Origin of the sequence: Streptomyces sp. (assembly GCF_036566765.1) — a bacterium.
In the GTDB taxonomy this organism is placed as follows: Bacteria; Actinomycetota; Actinomycetes; order Streptomycetales; family Streptomycetaceae; genus Streptomyces.
Genome location: NZ_DATCVQ010000422.1, coordinates 35,558 through 49,958, shown reverse-complemented (window position 1 = coordinate 49,958; position 14,401 = coordinate 35,558). Strand labels below are relative to the sequence as shown.

At 73.1% G+C, this 14,401-nt stretch carries 12 protein-coding genes and 1 pseudogene; 5 read left to right on the top strand and 8 right to left on the bottom strand.

What is annotated here, in order from left to right:
- The 5 genes and pseudogenes from VIU94_RS24925 to pgfA form a co-directional block, all read right to left on the bottom strand.
- Positions 1-586 (bottom strand): annotated as a pseudogene (locus VIU94_RS24925) (condensation protein); the annotation flags it as partial.
- Positions 586-4,767, bottom strand: coding sequence for an alpha-(1->3)-arabinofuranosyltransferase domain-containing protein (locus VIU94_RS24920; protein ID WP_414721007.1), 4,182 nt, complete (start codon positions 4,765-4,767; stop codon positions 586-588). The pseudogene VIU94_RS24925 and the gene VIU94_RS24920, both read right to left, overlap by 1 nt.
- Positions 4,764-5,483 carry a class I SAM-dependent methyltransferase gene (locus tag VIU94_RS24915; RefSeq protein ID WP_331914295.1) on the bottom strand — a complete coding sequence of 240 codons (720 nt, stop codon included), beginning with the start codon at positions 5,481-5,483 and terminating at the stop codon, positions 4,764-4,766. Before VIU94_RS24915 ends, VIU94_RS24920 begins: the two co-directional genes overlap by 4 nt.
- Positions 5,480-6,685 carry a glycosyltransferase family 4 protein gene (locus tag VIU94_RS24910; protein ID WP_331914293.1) on the bottom strand — a complete coding sequence of 402 codons (1,206 nt, stop codon included), beginning with the start codon at positions 6,683-6,685 and terminating at the stop codon, positions 5,480-5,482. Before VIU94_RS24910 ends, VIU94_RS24915 begins: the two co-directional genes overlap by 4 nt.
- 244 nt (positions 6,686-6,929) lie before the next feature.
- On the bottom strand, positions 6,930-7,892 hold the full coding sequence (gene pgfA / locus VIU94_RS24905; protein ID WP_331914292.1) for a cell envelope lipid trafficking protein PgfA: 963 nt from the start codon (positions 7,890-7,892) through the stop codon (positions 6,930-6,932).
- Positions 7,893-8,076: 184 nt separating this feature from the next.
- Between pgfA and VIU94_RS24900 the strand changes: the two genes are divergently transcribed.
- The 3 genes from VIU94_RS24900 to VIU94_RS24890 are packed head-to-tail and all read left to right on the top strand — an operon-like array spanning position 8,077 to position 9,689.
- On the top strand, positions 8,077-8,229 hold the full coding sequence (locus tag VIU94_RS24900) for a hypothetical protein (protein WP_331914290.1): 153 nt from the start codon (positions 8,077-8,079) through the stop codon (positions 8,227-8,229).
- Positions 8,226-9,434: a PucR family transcriptional regulator gene (locus VIU94_RS24895; RefSeq protein ID WP_331914288.1), complete on the top strand. Its 1,209-nt coding sequence runs from the start codon at positions 8,226-8,228 to the stop codon at positions 9,432-9,434. Before VIU94_RS24900 ends, VIU94_RS24895 begins: the two co-directional genes overlap by 4 nt.
- A 51-nt stretch (positions 9,435-9,485) precedes the next feature.
- Positions 9,486-9,689, top strand: coding sequence for a helix-hairpin-helix domain-containing protein (locus VIU94_RS24890; protein WP_331914286.1), 204 nt, complete (start codon positions 9,486-9,488; stop codon positions 9,687-9,689).
- 52 nt (positions 9,690-9,741) lie between these two features.
- On the opposite strand, the gene VIU94_RS24885 is transcribed toward VIU94_RS24890, so the two are convergent.
- From VIU94_RS24885 to VIU94_RS24875, 3 genes are all read right to left on the bottom strand, one after another.
- Complete coding sequence (locus VIU94_RS24885) at positions 9,742-10,926, bottom strand: serine hydrolase domain-containing protein (RefSeq protein ID WP_331914284.1); 1,185 nt, start codon at positions 10,924-10,926, stop codon at positions 9,742-9,744.
- Positions 10,927-11,060: 134 nt separating this feature from the next.
- Entirely contained in the window at positions 11,061-12,074 is a 1,014-nt protein-coding gene (locus VIU94_RS24880; RefSeq protein ID WP_331914282.1) for a questin oxidase family protein, read from the bottom strand.
- A 58-nt stretch (positions 12,075-12,132) separates the two neighbouring features.
- A complete protein-coding gene (locus VIU94_RS24875) occupies positions 12,133-12,711 on the bottom strand; it encodes a TIGR03086 family metal-binding protein (protein WP_331914280.1) in 579 nt (192 codons plus the stop codon).
- Positions 12,712-12,919: 208 nt separating this feature from the next.
- Between VIU94_RS24875 and VIU94_RS24870 the strand changes: the two genes are divergently transcribed.
- Both VIU94_RS24870 and sigJ read left to right on the top strand, forming a co-directional pair.
- On the top strand, positions 12,920-13,501 hold the full coding sequence (locus tag VIU94_RS24870) for a carboxymuconolactone decarboxylase family protein (protein WP_331914278.1): 582 nt from the start codon (positions 12,920-12,922) through the stop codon (positions 13,499-13,501).
- A complete protein-coding gene (gene sigJ, locus VIU94_RS24865; protein ID WP_331914276.1) occupies positions 13,498-14,349 on the top strand; it encodes an RNA polymerase sigma factor SigJ in 852 nt (283 codons plus the stop codon). Before VIU94_RS24870 ends, sigJ begins: the two co-directional genes overlap by 4 nt.
- Positions 14,350-14,401: the final 52 nt, after the last annotated feature.

Sequence of the window (14,401 nt, the reverse complement as noted above, 5' to 3'; positions counted from 1 at the left end):
CCGCCGAGGCCCCGCCCGGCCGGAGCGCCGGACCGGCCGGTGGGCGGACCGGCGCCGGGACGGCCGGGGCGGCGTGACCGCTGTAGATCTCCGCGGCGGTCGCGGCGATGCGCAGACAGGCGGGACCGTCGAGCGCCGTGTGATGAACCGTGAACAGCAAGACGCAGCCTCTGGAATCGGGCTCCTCGACCACCTCCAGGCGCAGCGGCGGAGCGGAGAGCAGCGACGGAGCCTCGGCCAGCGCCCGCTCCCGGGCCCGTACGAGAGCGCCGGGCGCGCGCGGCGGGAAGAACACCACATGTGCGCCGGGACCGTCGGTCAGCTCCCACTCGTAGCGCCGCGCGAACGGCCCGCGCCTCCGCTCCCGCATCAACACCCGTGGATGCCGGGCCAGCGCCCTTTCGAAGGCGTCGCGCAGCCGGTCCGGGTGGACCCGCCCCGGCAGATGGATCTCGATGTGCACCGTGTTCGGCTCATGGGCGTCGGCACAGTGCTTGGCGATCTCGTCCGCGACGGCAAACGGCACGCGCGGCGACTTCCGCCTTCCGGCCGTGCGTTGGACGTCAGCCCGTTGATCGGTCGCCATCAGGCATCCCCTTCCCCGGGCCGCCCGGCCGAGCCCGAGCCCCCGCCCCCGCTCCCGGCCCGGTGCGCACCAGGCCGTGCACCGCCGACCGTCACCAGGGCCGCGAACAGCGCGACAAGAGCCAGGAGTTGGGCCACCGGCCCGTACGCCCCCTGCCCCAAGCCCACCGCCTCGCCGCTCCCCGCGAGCGCGGCGACTCCCGCACCCGCCATCGCCGCGAAGGCGATCGGTCCGAGCAGCGCCGGCCGCAGCCGAGCGACGACCGCGAGCACCGGCACGACCACCGCCACAGGCCCCGCGATCACGACGCCCACCACCGTCAGCACGACGGTGCCGAGCAGCAGCCCCGGTGCGGGCGGCGCGAGGTCCGCGCCCTCCGTCGCCCCAGCCGCCGCCCGACGGCGGCCGACGAACGCAAGCCCGACGAGCACCAGCAGCAGTGCCCCGGCGGCGATGAGCCCGGCGTCGTACAGCCGGGACGGCTCGTACACCAGCGTCACCGTGCCGCCCTCGCCGGCGGGAACGAGCCAGGCCTGCTGCCAGCCGTCGATGCGCAGCGGGCGCAACTCCTCTCCGCCCAGCGTGGCCTTCCAGCCCGCGTTGTGGTTCTCGTGGAGCTGCAGATATGAGGCCTCGCCCGCGCCCACCCGAAGGCTGCGCCGGTCTCCGCCGCCCGACACGACGTCCACCTCGCGCGCCGTGGCCGCCGCGGCCCGCGACTCTCCGGTCGCGAGCTCGATGCCGGTGACCGCGAGCGGACCTGTGTCACCGGCCTCGACGGTGTGGGTGCGACGGTCGAGGGCGACTCGGCCACCGTCGTTGCACAGGGACACGGCGATCGGCCGACGCTCCGTCAGGTCCCGTACCCGCCCCTCGGCGCGGGTCGCGAGGAACTGGCCGTCGACCGAGACGATCGGGCCCTTGCCGCACGGCAGAGTGAAGCGCTTCGCCGGATCCGGCTGCGGGGCGCGGTACTTCTCCAGCGCCGGAATGTGCAGCTCGCTCAGGCCGACCGGCAGCTGCAACTGCTCGTCGGCGACCGGGTTGTGCAGGGTCAGCGGCGCGACCCGGGAGATGGTGATGTCCATCCGGTCGGTCGTGATGGGGGAGAACCGCGCCATGCCGTTCTCGTCGACCGCCGCGATCGCCGTCCCGTCCGGCGAGCTGATCTGCACCTGCTCCGGCCGGGTAGCCAGCCCGCCGGCCGCGGCGAGGACGATCTCGCCGACCGAGGTCTTCTCCGGCCAGGTCAGATGCAGCACGGGCCGGTCGCCCGCGACCCAGGCTGTCGTCAGGTCGCCGTCCGTCAGATTGCGCGGGCTGAGATTCGTCCCGAGCCGCGCGGTCGAGTCCGCGCTCACGACGATCTTCTCCCGCTGCCCGGTGAGGTCGAACAGCAGGTCGTCGAGCTCCTTGCCCGGTACGGGAAGGGCGGTCGCGCGCACCGTGTAGTCGCCGGCCCGGGCGGCCTCGAACTGCCGGTGCAGCCCCACCTCGGCGGACACGGCGGACAGCCCGCCGGGATCGCTGCCGCGGGACAGCGCGTACACGACCGGGCCGTCGAGGTCGCGCGGCGCGTCGGCGGGCAGCTCCAGCATCCGTGTGACCTGCACGCCGGGGACGGAGATCTCCGTGAACCCGGCGCCGGTCAGCCCCGGGCGGCCCTGCTGCGACTCCAGGATCGTCACCTTCAGCCACGTCGCCTCGCCCTCCGGCGCGGCGACCTGCTGCCTGCTGCCGTCCGGCCGCAGCGGGCTGACCCGGCTGCCCCGGTCGGTCTCCACCCGCACCACCGTGGGCGCGGCGCGCACCTCGCCGCCGGGCAGCGGGGTCAGATCCAGCGTCCCGGGGATACGGGTCGGGCCGGTGAAGGCGATCCGCAGCCACTCGCCCTGCGGGGAGCCGGGGGAGCCCTCGGCCCAGCCGGTGTCCGGATTGCCGTCGAAGGCGTTGACGGGGTCGTACTGGGGGAGGTGGAACAGCCAGTTCCCGACCGACGACGCGGTCACGGACGCCGCGCCGCGCAGCACCGCGGTCGTCTGGTGCCGGATCCCGGAGAGCGGCAGGATCTGCCGCGGTTCGTCGCCCGGGTCCTGGACCGCCCGCTCCGCGTTGCGTTCCTCGCGGGTGTACGTGTGCGAGGTGCCCGAGTTCACCAGTCCGAACCGGGTGTCGGCGCGGCGCATCCCGTCGCCCGCCGCGTACAGCGACGGCCGGTCCACGCCCGGGTGCGCGTCGCCCGCGAGCACCGCCGGCCGCCCCGCCAGGGCTCCCGACGCGGACAGCGGCAGCAGGGACTCGGGTCCGCCGCTGACGACCGCCGTGCCGGAGACGGGCGTCACGCGCGCGAGGCCGGGGCGCGGGACGTCGGACGGGGGCGCGTAGATCTCGACCGCGCGCTGGCGAGGGTAGAGACCCTCGACCTGGACGGGCGTGTCGTCGGCGATCCGGCCGTCGGTCAGCAGCGGGCCGAAGCCGGTCACGCGCCGGTATCCGGAGGCCTCGAGGGTTCGCTTCACGGTCGCGGTGGGGACGTGGCCGAGCTGGTCCGGGTCGAGGTCGTTGCGTACGACGACGTGGTACAGCCCGGCCCGGGCGAGGTACGCGGCGAGCCCGGGCACCTCGCCGCCCGAGGTCAGGGCCTGCTCCACGGCGTCCATCGCCCGCCGGTTGCCGGGGGCGCCGAACGGCACGTAGTCGCGCTGCGCCCACGGGGAGCGGGCGAGGACGTCGAGGGGCTGGTCGATCGGCGAGCCCCAGGTGTAGATCCCGTGCGCGGTCGCCGGGACGACGAGGGCACGGTCCTCGGGCGCGTTCTCGTCCAGCCAGTCCGCGGTCGCCTCCCAGTACGCGGGCAGCTGCCGGAACGAACCCGGCTGCAGGATCGAGCCGTTGACGTACGGCCAGGCGAGGCCGGGCAGGACGAGCACGGCGGCCACGGCGGGCGCGAGGCGGCGGGCCCGGACCGGTATGGACCGGGGCAGGGCCGTGGCCGTCAGGTGCATGAGGCCCAGGGCGAGCGCGAGGGCGAGCCCCGTCTGGAACTTGTAGATGTTCCGGAACGGCACCAGCGGCCCGTTCAGCCAGCCCTGCACCGTCTCGTGGAACGGGCCGCCCAGCGCCCCGCCGTACCCGGCGAGCGTGACCAGGGCGGCGACCGTCGCCGTCAGTACCAGCCAGCGCCGCTCGGGCAGGTCCCGCCGGGCGAGCCCGGCGAGGCCGAGCGCCGCGGCGAGGGCCGAGCCGGCGATCACGACGGCCGAGGTCGCGACGGTCCAGCCGGCCGGCAGCCAGGGCTCGCCGAAGTTCAGATAGCCCACCCAGTTCCCGGCCCCGCGCAGCACCTCGGCCGCCGACATCGTCGCCGTGGTGGTCTGCGAGGACTCCACGTACGGCATGAAGTTCTCGCCGTACGACCCCAGGAGCAGCAGCGGCACGATCCACCAGGCCGTCGCGAGGATCACGCACGGCGTCCACCACGCGATCAGGGCGCGCTTGCGCGGACCGCCCGGGCGGGACAGCAGATACAGGCCGACGGGCAGCAGCGAGGCCAGCGTCGACGCGGCGTTCACGCCGCCCATGAGCGGGATCAGCAGCGCGGAGCGGGCCGCGGCCAGGCGCGGGCTCATCCGGGGGTCCGTCAGCGGCAGCAGCACCCACGGCAGCATCGCGCCGGGCAGGGCGGCGGCCGACGTGGAGCCGACGACGATCGTGTACGTCGGCCACAGGGCGTACGCCGCCGCGCCCATGAGCCGTGTCGCGGGCGAGCCGGCGCCGAGGCGCTCGGCGAGCCGGAGCGCGCCCCAGAACGCGGTGGTGACCACGAAGGAGAGCCAGAGCCGCTCGGCCAGCCAGACGGGCAGGTGCACCAGGTCGGCGGCGGCGTGGAACGGCAGCATCGGGATCGCGTAGCCGACGTACTGGTCGGCGATGCCGCCGAAGCCGGCCCGGTCGTGCCACAACTGGCCCAGGTCGCTGAGGAATCGCCACGGGTCGGCGACGACGCCCAGCTTGGTCTCGAACGTCATCCGCCCGGGCGATACGGCAAGGAACGCGAGGAACACGGCCGCCCAGAAGCCGAGCAGCCAGCGCCGTGAGCAGCGCGGAGGCTCCGGCGCGGCGGGCGGGGGCCCGGGCGGGGCCGGAGACGCGGGCGGGCGGGCATGGACAGTGCTGGTCACGGACACCGCCGGAGAATGAGGAGGAGGTTCCACGTCGCGAACTCCCGCAGCCCCGGCACCCGAGGAACGACCTCCGGGAGAACGGGCCAGTAGCGGGAGCGGGCGGAGACGATCTCCACGTCGTCCCGGCCCCTGACGTGGCGCAGGGTCGGCCCGACGCCGAGGGCGAACAGGTTCTCGCCGAGGCGGTGCTTTGCGGCCCGGCCGGTGCGCCGCTCGTAGCGGGCCCGGGCCCGCTCGGCGCCCAGGTAGTGCCAGGGCGCCCACTCGTGACCGCCCCACGGCGAGAGCCAGTTGGTGAACGAGACGTAGATCAGTCCGCCGGGCCGGGTCACCCGGACCATCTCGCTGAGGAACGTGCCGGGATCGCGCACGTGCTCAAGCACGTTGGAGGAGAAGCACACGTCGGCGGCGCCGTCGGCGAGCGGCAGCAGATAGCCGTCGGCGACGACCGTCCCCGCGCTCGGTAGAGAGGCGAGTTCGGCCAGGTCCGGCTCGAACAGGTAGCCGTGGGCCCCGCGGCGGCGGAACTCCCGGGTGAAGTAGCCGCGTCCGCCGCCGACGTCGACGACGACCCGGCCGTCCAGCCGGACATGGCGCTCGACCTGGTCGGCCGCGTCGTGGGCGAGCAGCTCGTACGCGGCGTGCGGATCGTCCTGCTCGCGCAGGAAGGCCCGGAAGAGGGCGAGGGAGCGGCGGAACGACGGGTCCTTCACGTGCGCGCGCCCTCCGCCTGCGCGCCCCGGCCCTGTGGGCGCGCGCGGTGCACGGCCTCCGCGGCGACGGCGCGGAACTGCCGCACCGTGCTGCTCCAGCGGAAGTCGGCGGCGTGCTCGACGGCGGCCTTGCCCAATGCCTCACGCCGCCTGTCGTCGAGCGCCAGCGTGCACCACGCGGCGGCGAACGACGACTCCCCGCGGGTCAGGAGTCCGGTGATGCCGTCCTGGACGGAGTCCCGTAGCCCTGGCACGTCGAACCCGAGCGTCGGGGTGCCGCGGGCGCCGGCCTCGGTCACCACGAGCCCCCAGCCCTCGACGGAGGCGGGGTGCAGCAGCAGCCATGCCTCGCACAGCAGCCGGTGCTTCTCTTGCTCCGACACATGACCCATGAACTCCACGTCGGGACCCGCGAGTTGCTGGAGCCGCCCGCGCTCTGGACCGTCGCCGACGATGACCAGCCGGCCGCCGGTGACGGGCCGGACCCGCTCCCACAGCCGCAGCAGCAGATCGATGCGCTTGTACTCGACCAGCCGGCCGAGCGCGACGAACAACGGCGTCGCCGACCGCGGGACGCGCGCCCCGGGCTCGTGGACGCCGTTGTGCACGACACGGATCTGCTCCTGCGGCACCCCGATCGCGCGGAGCGCGCCCGCGGTCGAGGGCGACACGGCCACCAGCAGATTGCCGCGGTGCGCACGGGCCAGGGCCCAGTGTTCGAGCAGCCGTCCGGCGCGGGCGACGGGCGCGGGGAAGCGCATGCCCCACAGCTCGGTGTGCACATGGTTGACCAGGCACACGGTGGGACCGTGATGCCACAGCGGGGACAGGTACGGCATGCCGTTGCACACCTCGACGAGCAGATCGCAGTCGCCGACCTGCCGGGCGAAGGCGGAGCGCGCGCCGACGAAGTGCCCGAGCCCGCCGCCGGCCGACACGACGCGGTAGGGCCGCTGCGCCGCGGGCCCGCCGCACAGCAGCGTGACGTCGTGGCCGAGCTCGGTCAGTCCGGAGGCGAGCCGGTCGATCAGGAGCTCCGAGCCTCCGGCGGCCGGGTTGTCCAGGTCGCGATGGGCGAGGAAGGCGATGCGGCGGGGCGGCTCGGCCGCGCGCGGACGGGGGGCGGGGGTGAGGGAGGCAAGCGTCCGGGGGAGCGGCTGCGGAAGCGGGTGGAGCGGCGGGGGAGGAACGTGCTGGGGCATGCGTGCTCCAACTCGTGTCGAGGTGTGGGGGGTGAGTGGAAGGGCGAGCGGTGCGCAGTGGGGGCTGCGGGTGGGGGACCAAGCCGGGGTGACGATCGCGGGGGGACGGTGTGGTGGGGGGTGACCGGGAGGGGCCGTGCTCGGTTCGGAACGCCAGTGTTGGGCACGTGTTCGATCGGCGGCTACTCACCGGTATGACAACTTCGGCCAGTCTCCAGCGAGTTGATTCGTCATCAGGTGAGCATCAGGGGGCATCCGGGGAGTCTGGTCCAGTCCTGCGTCCCCGTACGACCAGGGCCGCGCCGACCACGGCGAGCGCCGCGCCGAGCGCCCCGGCCGCCAGCGGCGCCGTGCTGCCGAGCAGCTCCAGCTTCCCGCTGTCCGCCGAGGCCAGGTCCACCTGCTGCCGCTGCGTACGGTCCGTGAAGGCGATCTTCTCGCTCGCCAGCAGCACGACCGCGTCCGTGTCCGCCCCGGGGGCGCGCAGCGTCTTCTTGGGCCCGATCGCGGCGTAGACGATGCGCCCGGTGCGCCGGTCCGCGACCAGCTCGATCCTGCTGTTGGCGTACCACTCCTCGGCGAGCACCTGAGGCGTCTTCGGCATGCCGACGAGCCGCCCCGGCACCTGCCGCACACCCGTCCTGGTGGGCGGGACGGAGCCGGTGAAGCGCAGCCCCTCGTACCCCTGCACCGTGCCGGGGCCCTCGTAACGGAGTCGTACGACACCGCCGAGGGTGCCGTCCCACCAGCGGTAGTCGCGCTCCTCGACGTCGAAGGGGAACTTCAGGTACGCCTCGCCGTCGAACGCGGGCGACTCACCGCAGCAGTGCACCGGCTCATTGGTCCGCCGGTCGGTCACCCAGCGTTCGAGCGTCCACTGGAGGGAGTCGCGGGTGTCGGAGGCCGGCAGGGTGGCGTCGGTGTCCACCGAGGTGGACACGTCCCAGATCGCGGTATCGCTCTTCACGCTGTCCGCGACATCGCCGCGTACCTGGCGCGTGATGGTGATCCGCCGGTCGTGCACCGTCTTGAGCTGCGAGGTGTCGAAGTAGCTGCCGGTACCGGTGAAGACGGTCGTGGTGTCGATGCCGACCGGGGTGCGCTTGGCGTGCGGCTGGACGTACGTCACCAGCAACGGGGCGAGGACCAGCAGAAACACCCCTGCGCCCAGCAGGATCAAGGACATGGGTGAAGCGGTACGACGCATCCGGGCACTCCTGTTTCGAGAAACTCGCACAGAGACGCACGGACCCCAGGGCCGGTCGAGCCCTTGTGGCTGAAGACGGTAGGCAGCCACTTGACGGAATGTCAATGTCCTGTCAAGACTGGGCGCTCAGCCGGTGGGGGCCGGCCGGGGTGGGATCGTCTCCAACGAGGAGCTGACCCGACACATGCGCAGACTGCTCGCCGCATCGACCACCGCGGTGATCGCCGCGGCACTCGCCGTGGGCGCCGCCTTCGGGATCGTGGCACTGCTGGACGCCGCCCCCGAGCAGCCCAACGTCCCGTTGATCACCTACGACACGGCGTCGCCGCGCCCATGAGCCGTCCCGCGTGGAGCGAGGTTCCCAAGCCCAAGGTGGAGCGGTTCGCCTCGATCGCCCTGGCCGAGTCGGGGGATCTGGCGCAGGCGATCCTGGCCGCGATCCGGTACGACTTCCCCCAACTCCGGCTCGTGGAGGACGAGTCCGGCGAGCCGATGGCGCTCGTCGGCATCCGGCGTGCCATCGAGGGCTTCGTCCAGCACTTGGCGTCCGGGGCGGCCGACCCCAGGGTGCCGCCCGAGGTCTTCCAGGAGTTCGGCAGGGGAGAGGGTCTGAACGGGCGCAGCCTCGACTCCCTCCAGGCCGTCTACAGGCTCGGCGTACGCCTCGCCTGGCGCAGGTTCGCCGAGATCGGCCAGCAGGTCGACATCGCCGCGCCCGCCATGTACGAACTCGCCGAATCCGGCTTCGAGTACCTGGACGGCCTCGTCGAGCAGTCGGTGCGCGGATACGCGGAGGCGGCCGCCCGCCAGGCGAGCGAACGCCTCCGATTACAACGGCAGTTGATCGATCGCATGCTCGCCGGGCAGCGCGGCGACTCCGCGCACACCCTCGGCGAGCGCGCGGCCCGCATCGGCTGGGAGCTGCCCGCCACCATCGCCGTCGGCGTGCTGATCCGACCGGCCAGGGAGGCCGTCGCGCCCGCCGTGGGCCAGGGCATCCTCCTCGACATGGAGAGCGAACAGCCCCGCATGGTCATCCCCGAACCCGACACCGCGGGCCGCGCGGACCTGGTGCGCCGGGCCACGACGGGCTGGTCGGGCGCGATCGGCCCCTCGGTGCCGCTCGCGGCCGCGGCGACCTCGCTGCGCTGGGCGGAGACCGCCGTACGGCTGATCGAGGACGGCCTGCTGCCCCGGGGCGAGGTGCAGCACTGCACCGACCGCACGGAGGAACTGGTCCTGCTGCCCTCCCGCGAGCTGATCGACGCCGCCGCCCCGCGCTGCCTCACCCCGCTCCAGGACATCCCCCCGACCCAGGCCCGCCGCCTCGCCGCGACCCTGCTCGCCTGGATCGAGACCTCCGGCGGTGCCACGGAGGTCGCGACCCGCCTCGGCGTCCACCCCCAGACCGCCCGGTACCGGCTGCGCCAGATCCGCGAACTGTGGGGCGACGCCATCGACGACCCGGACCGCCGCTTCGAAATGCTGTTGGTCCTACGCGCCCAACGCCTGCGAGGCGAACTCACCACGGGCCCGGAGTGACGCCGGTGGCTTGGGGCAGCCGGACCGACGGCCGCGTGGCATGCTCGCCCCATGGACTCTGCAGCATCGGGAACAGACCTTCCTCGCGGCATCGGAGCGCCCGCGACACGCGCGCTCGCGGCCGCCGGGTACACCCGCCTCGACCAGCTCGCCGACGTCCCGGAGCAGGAGCTGCTGGCCCTGCACGGCTTCGGCCCGAGGGCACTGCGCATCCTCCGCGAGGCCCTGGCGGAGCGCGGCCTCGACTTGGGCTGATGCGGTACGGGCCCTGGGGTGCGGGGCCCTCGGGTATGGGTCCTCGGGCCCTTCAGCCGGCCAACGCGACGACCAGTCGCTGGGCGACCGCCGGGATGCCGTCGCGGTGCGCCGAGGCGCCCACCGAGTACACCGCGCGCAGGTTCAGATCACGGGAGGCGAAGACGCCGCTGCGGTACCCCGGGTCGGAACCCGTCTTGCCCCACAGAACCGAGCCGTCGGGCAGCGGCACGGACATCAGGCCGACGCTGTAGCAGGCCGTCCCCTTTCCGGGACCGGTGTTGCAGTTGGAGCCGTTGGCGTACGGAAGCGGCTTGCCGTCGGCGCCCTTCGGCACGGTGAAGAGCTCCGCGAGCTGCTCCGGACCCAGCAGTCGGCCGTCGAACAGACCGGAGATGAAGCGATCCAGGTCGCCCGTCGTGGACGTCATGCTGGCGGGCAGCCCGCCCTGCACGTTGACGTCGACCAGCTCGCCCGTGCTCCTGGGCAGGTAGCCGGGCAGGTACGGCCGAGGCACGGGCGTCGCGCGGCCCGGCACGGCGGCCCGGGTCTCCCGCATCTTCAGCGGCTTCACGATGCGGGCGGTCACCTCGTACTGGTACGGGCGCCCGGTGAGCTCCTCGATGAGCTTGCCGGCGACGCGGTACCCGAACGAGTTGTACTCCTGCTTCGTGCCGGGGCGGAAGCGCGGGCCCGGCGCCGGCCACGACGTCGGGTGGAGCGTCTGCCGGAGCACCTCGTCGAAGGTGAGGTACTCGACGCGGCGCTCGATCTCCTCGTCGGGGGATGTGGCCGGGGCACCCTCGAAGTCCTGCGGCAGGCCGCTCGTGTGGTCGAGCAGCTGCCGTACGCTGATCGGCTCCGGGAACCGGTCCTCCGGCAGCAGCCCGGGCAGGTAGTGCTGGACGCTCTGGTCCAGGTCGACCCGGCCCTCGGCGGACAGCTGGAGCAGGATCACCGCCTCCATGGGCTTGGTGATGCTGCCGATCCGGAAGTGCGCCCCGGGGCTGATGTGCTTCCCGGTGACGACGTCACCGGACGAGCCCCGCCACGTCTCCCCGCCCTTGTGCACCTCCGCCACGACACCGGCGGCCCCGTCGTTCGGGCGCACCGTGACGGCGTCGCGCAGTGCGGCTCGGTCCAGGCCCGGGGCGGGCTCGGAGACGGCGGCCTGCGCGGGGGCCACGACGGCGAGCGTGAGGGCGGCGGCCAGGGACAGCGCTGAGGAACGACGCAAGGGAACTCCACTCGAATGGCGATGATCAAGACCCTTCGAGTCTGCGCGTCGGGCTGACTGGCTTCGACGGGGATCACCCGGACCGAACCCGGAAGGAACCCTGACCCTGCATCAGGGGAGTGGATCACGACCGACTACCGCAGGGGCGCGCTCAGTTCGATGGCGCGTAGGGCCGCCGCGAGGGCCGGTTCGTCGGCGAAGTCGAGGGCGGTGTCGGTGAGTTTGACGACGTGCTCGTCGCCGTGCGCCAGCGCCTGTTCGATCACGTCCTCGGGGGTGAGGGAGCCGGGCGGGGTGTACGCGACCGGTGCGTCCGGCGCGTACATCGCCGTGACGGCGGCGGATGCCGTCCAGGCCGCCTGAAGGCTCGGCGCCCACAGGTCGTGGGGGAGCGCGGGGAGTGCGCGCAGCACGGCGTTGGGCGCGGTGGCCGCGTGGACCAGCATCGTCTCATCGCCGTGCCCGTGGGTGGCGTACCGATGCGTGGCCGCCCGTACGAGCTCGGTGAGGCGCTGCCGTACGTCCTCGGGATCGGTGACAGCGTCCGCCCAGAGCGGCAGCTCCGTGACGCGTTCGAGCCGCGCGGGGAAGCCGCCGTCCCGTTCGGCGATGGGCGTGACCGCGTCGAGGGCGGCGGCAGGGGCAGCGTCCTGGGGCAGGGGCGAGCGGCGCACGACGACGGGACGGTGGCGGGCGGCCCAGTAGCCGAGCCCGTGGGCGAGTTCGGTCAGCCGCGGTTCGGTGGGCTCGCCGTTCAGCAGCGTGCGCACGGCATGCCCGACGCGGATCACCGGGTGCGTCGAGCCGCCGTACATGCCGGGCAGGAGACGGGGCCACCACAGGGCCAGCACGTCGCGCCACGGACGCTCGGCGACCTCGCGTACGAAGTGGTCGATCCAGTCGGCGGCGCGGCGCGGATCCCCCAGGGCGTGACGCCGGCCGGCCGTCGTGATCGGCTCGACGCGGGACGGGAACTCCTCCAGCTTGCTCGCGTAGACGTCGAGCCAGCGATGCACCCCACGGGCCTGTCCGCGCGCGGCAAGCGCCTCGACGGCCATCGGCGCGTGATTGGTGAGCCGCCCGAGCCGCTCGGGCCCCGAGCTGTGCAGTCGCTGGAGTGCCTCGTCGAGAGTTCCTGTCGTATCCATGACGGAGACGGTAGGCGGGAGGCGGCGGTGACGTAACGGACCAGAGACGTAGGACCGGCTAGACCCCCAGGCGAGGGTCCCGGCCGCTGGCTGCCAGCGCGCGGGCGAGGGCGGTCGCCCCGGCCTCCGCGGTGACGGCATCGGCGAAACCGTCGTACTGCCGGTACACCTCGGCGTGCTCCTGGACGACCCCCAGGACGAAGACCGCCGTCTCCTCGGGGAGCGTGAAGTCCTGCCCCGTGGAGCGGGCCAGATCCCAGCCGTGCAGGGCGAGTTCGAGGACCAGCAGGGAGGCGACGGTGGTGGCGGGCATGGCGGCGGAGCCGACGCCCACCTCACCGTCCCAGACCCCGGGACGCTCCCACGCCGCCAGGGCACGGTCGAGCTGCTCCTCGTACTGCTTCGCCCAGCCGTCCTCGGAGACGAAGTCGCGCTGGACGGTCTGCTCGGGGAGCTCGGTGCGCAGGGCACGGTGCTCCAGGCCGTGGGAGGTATAGAGGACGAGGTGGTTGGCGAGCTCCCGGACCGTCCAGCCGGCGCTCACGGAGGGCGCGGCGAGCTGGGCGGGGGCGACGGAACGGGCGACGCGGGACGCTTCGGCGGCGCAGACGGTCAGGTGGGTGTGGATCGCATTCATGCCCTGGACACTACGAGGGGCAGGACGCGGCGTATTGAACTTTCGCGACACGGGCGACAGGGCGACACGGGCGACAGGGCGACACCCCGGGATCACAGGATCACGGGATCACGCGTGCTGAAGATCGACGCGTGGCGGCCACGGGTGTCACATTCCCGGGCGCGGCGGTGTCTTGATGCCGAACACGCAGACGTCCGAGGAGGACATCATGACGCTACGCGTCCCCAAGGCCGAGCTCCCCGCCGAGCTCCGCGACAACATGATCAAGCAGCTCGGCACCGTGGCCGAGCCCTTCGAAGTGCTGTGGAACCATCCCCTGCTCGCCGAGGCCAGCCAGGAGTTCGCGGCCAAGCTGGGCGCGTGTGACGCGGCCGACGCGAGTCTCAAGACCTTCGCGCACATGGCCGTCGCCGCACAGGTCGGCTGCAGCTGGTGCCTGGACATCAACTACTTCCAGGCGATGAACCAGGACCTGGACCTGACCAAGGCGAGCCAGGTGCCCCGCTGGCGGGAGTCGGACGTGTTCACGCCGCTGGAGCGCGACGTCCTCACGTACGCCGAGGCCATGACGAACACGCCGCCGACCGTCACCGACGAACTGGCGGAGCGCCTGCTCGACCGGCTCGGGCCGGCGGCGATGGTCGAACTCACCGTGTTCATCGGCTTCGCCAACCTGTCGACCAGGGGCAACACGGCCCACGGGATCACGTCGCAGGGCTACTCCGACGCCTGCGAGATCCGGCTCGCCGCTCGACCCGAGCCGTCCGGCGCGGCGTCGTCGACGGCATGACGGAGGACCCGTTCGTCACCCATCGCAGCCTGCTCTTCACAGTCGCCTACGAGATGCTCGGATCGGCGGCCGACGCGGAGGACGTGGTGCAGGAGTCGTGGCTGCGGTGGGCCGACGTAGACCGAGCGAGGGTGCGGGACCCGCGGGTGTACCTGATCCGGGTCGTGACGCGGCAGGCGCTCAACCGCCTGCGGACGTTGTCGCGCCGCCGCGAGGAGTACGTGGGCGAGTGGCTCCCGGAACCGCTGCTGACCAGCCCCGATGTCGCCGACGACGTCGAACTGGCGGAGAGCGTGTCGATCGCGATGCTGACGGTGCTGGAGACCCTGGGTCCGGCGGAGCGTGCGGTGTTCGTGCTCCGTGAGGCCTTCGACATGCCGTACGGCGAGATCGCCGACGCCGTGGGGAAGCCCGCGGCCACCGTGCGGCAGATCGCGCGGCGGGCCCGCGAGCACGTGGCGGCCCGGCAGCCGCGGGCGCGGGTGAGCCGGTCGGAGCAGCAGGCCGTGGTGGCTGGGTTCCTGGCCGCCTTGCGGACAGGGCAGTTGCAGGAGCTGATGGAGATCCTGGCCCCGGACGTGGTCCTGATCACCGATGGTGGCGGGCTGGCGCCGGCCGCGCTGGCTCCGATCCATGGTGCCGAGATCGTGGCGAAGCTGCTCGCTCGCCAGGACCGGGTGGTGTCGCCCGTGTGGCTCAACGGCGCACCCGCGGCCCGAATCGAGCTCGACGGCCGACTGGCCGCGGTGAGCGTGGTGGTGGAGAACGGAAAGGTCACCCGGATCCACGCGATGGCGAACCCGCGGAAACTGACAGGTCTGGACGAGCCGGCCGAACTGGTCAGATAGCCACAGGTGTTCCGGGTGGTGGTCGTCTCCCACCGCCCGGAACACCGGCGGC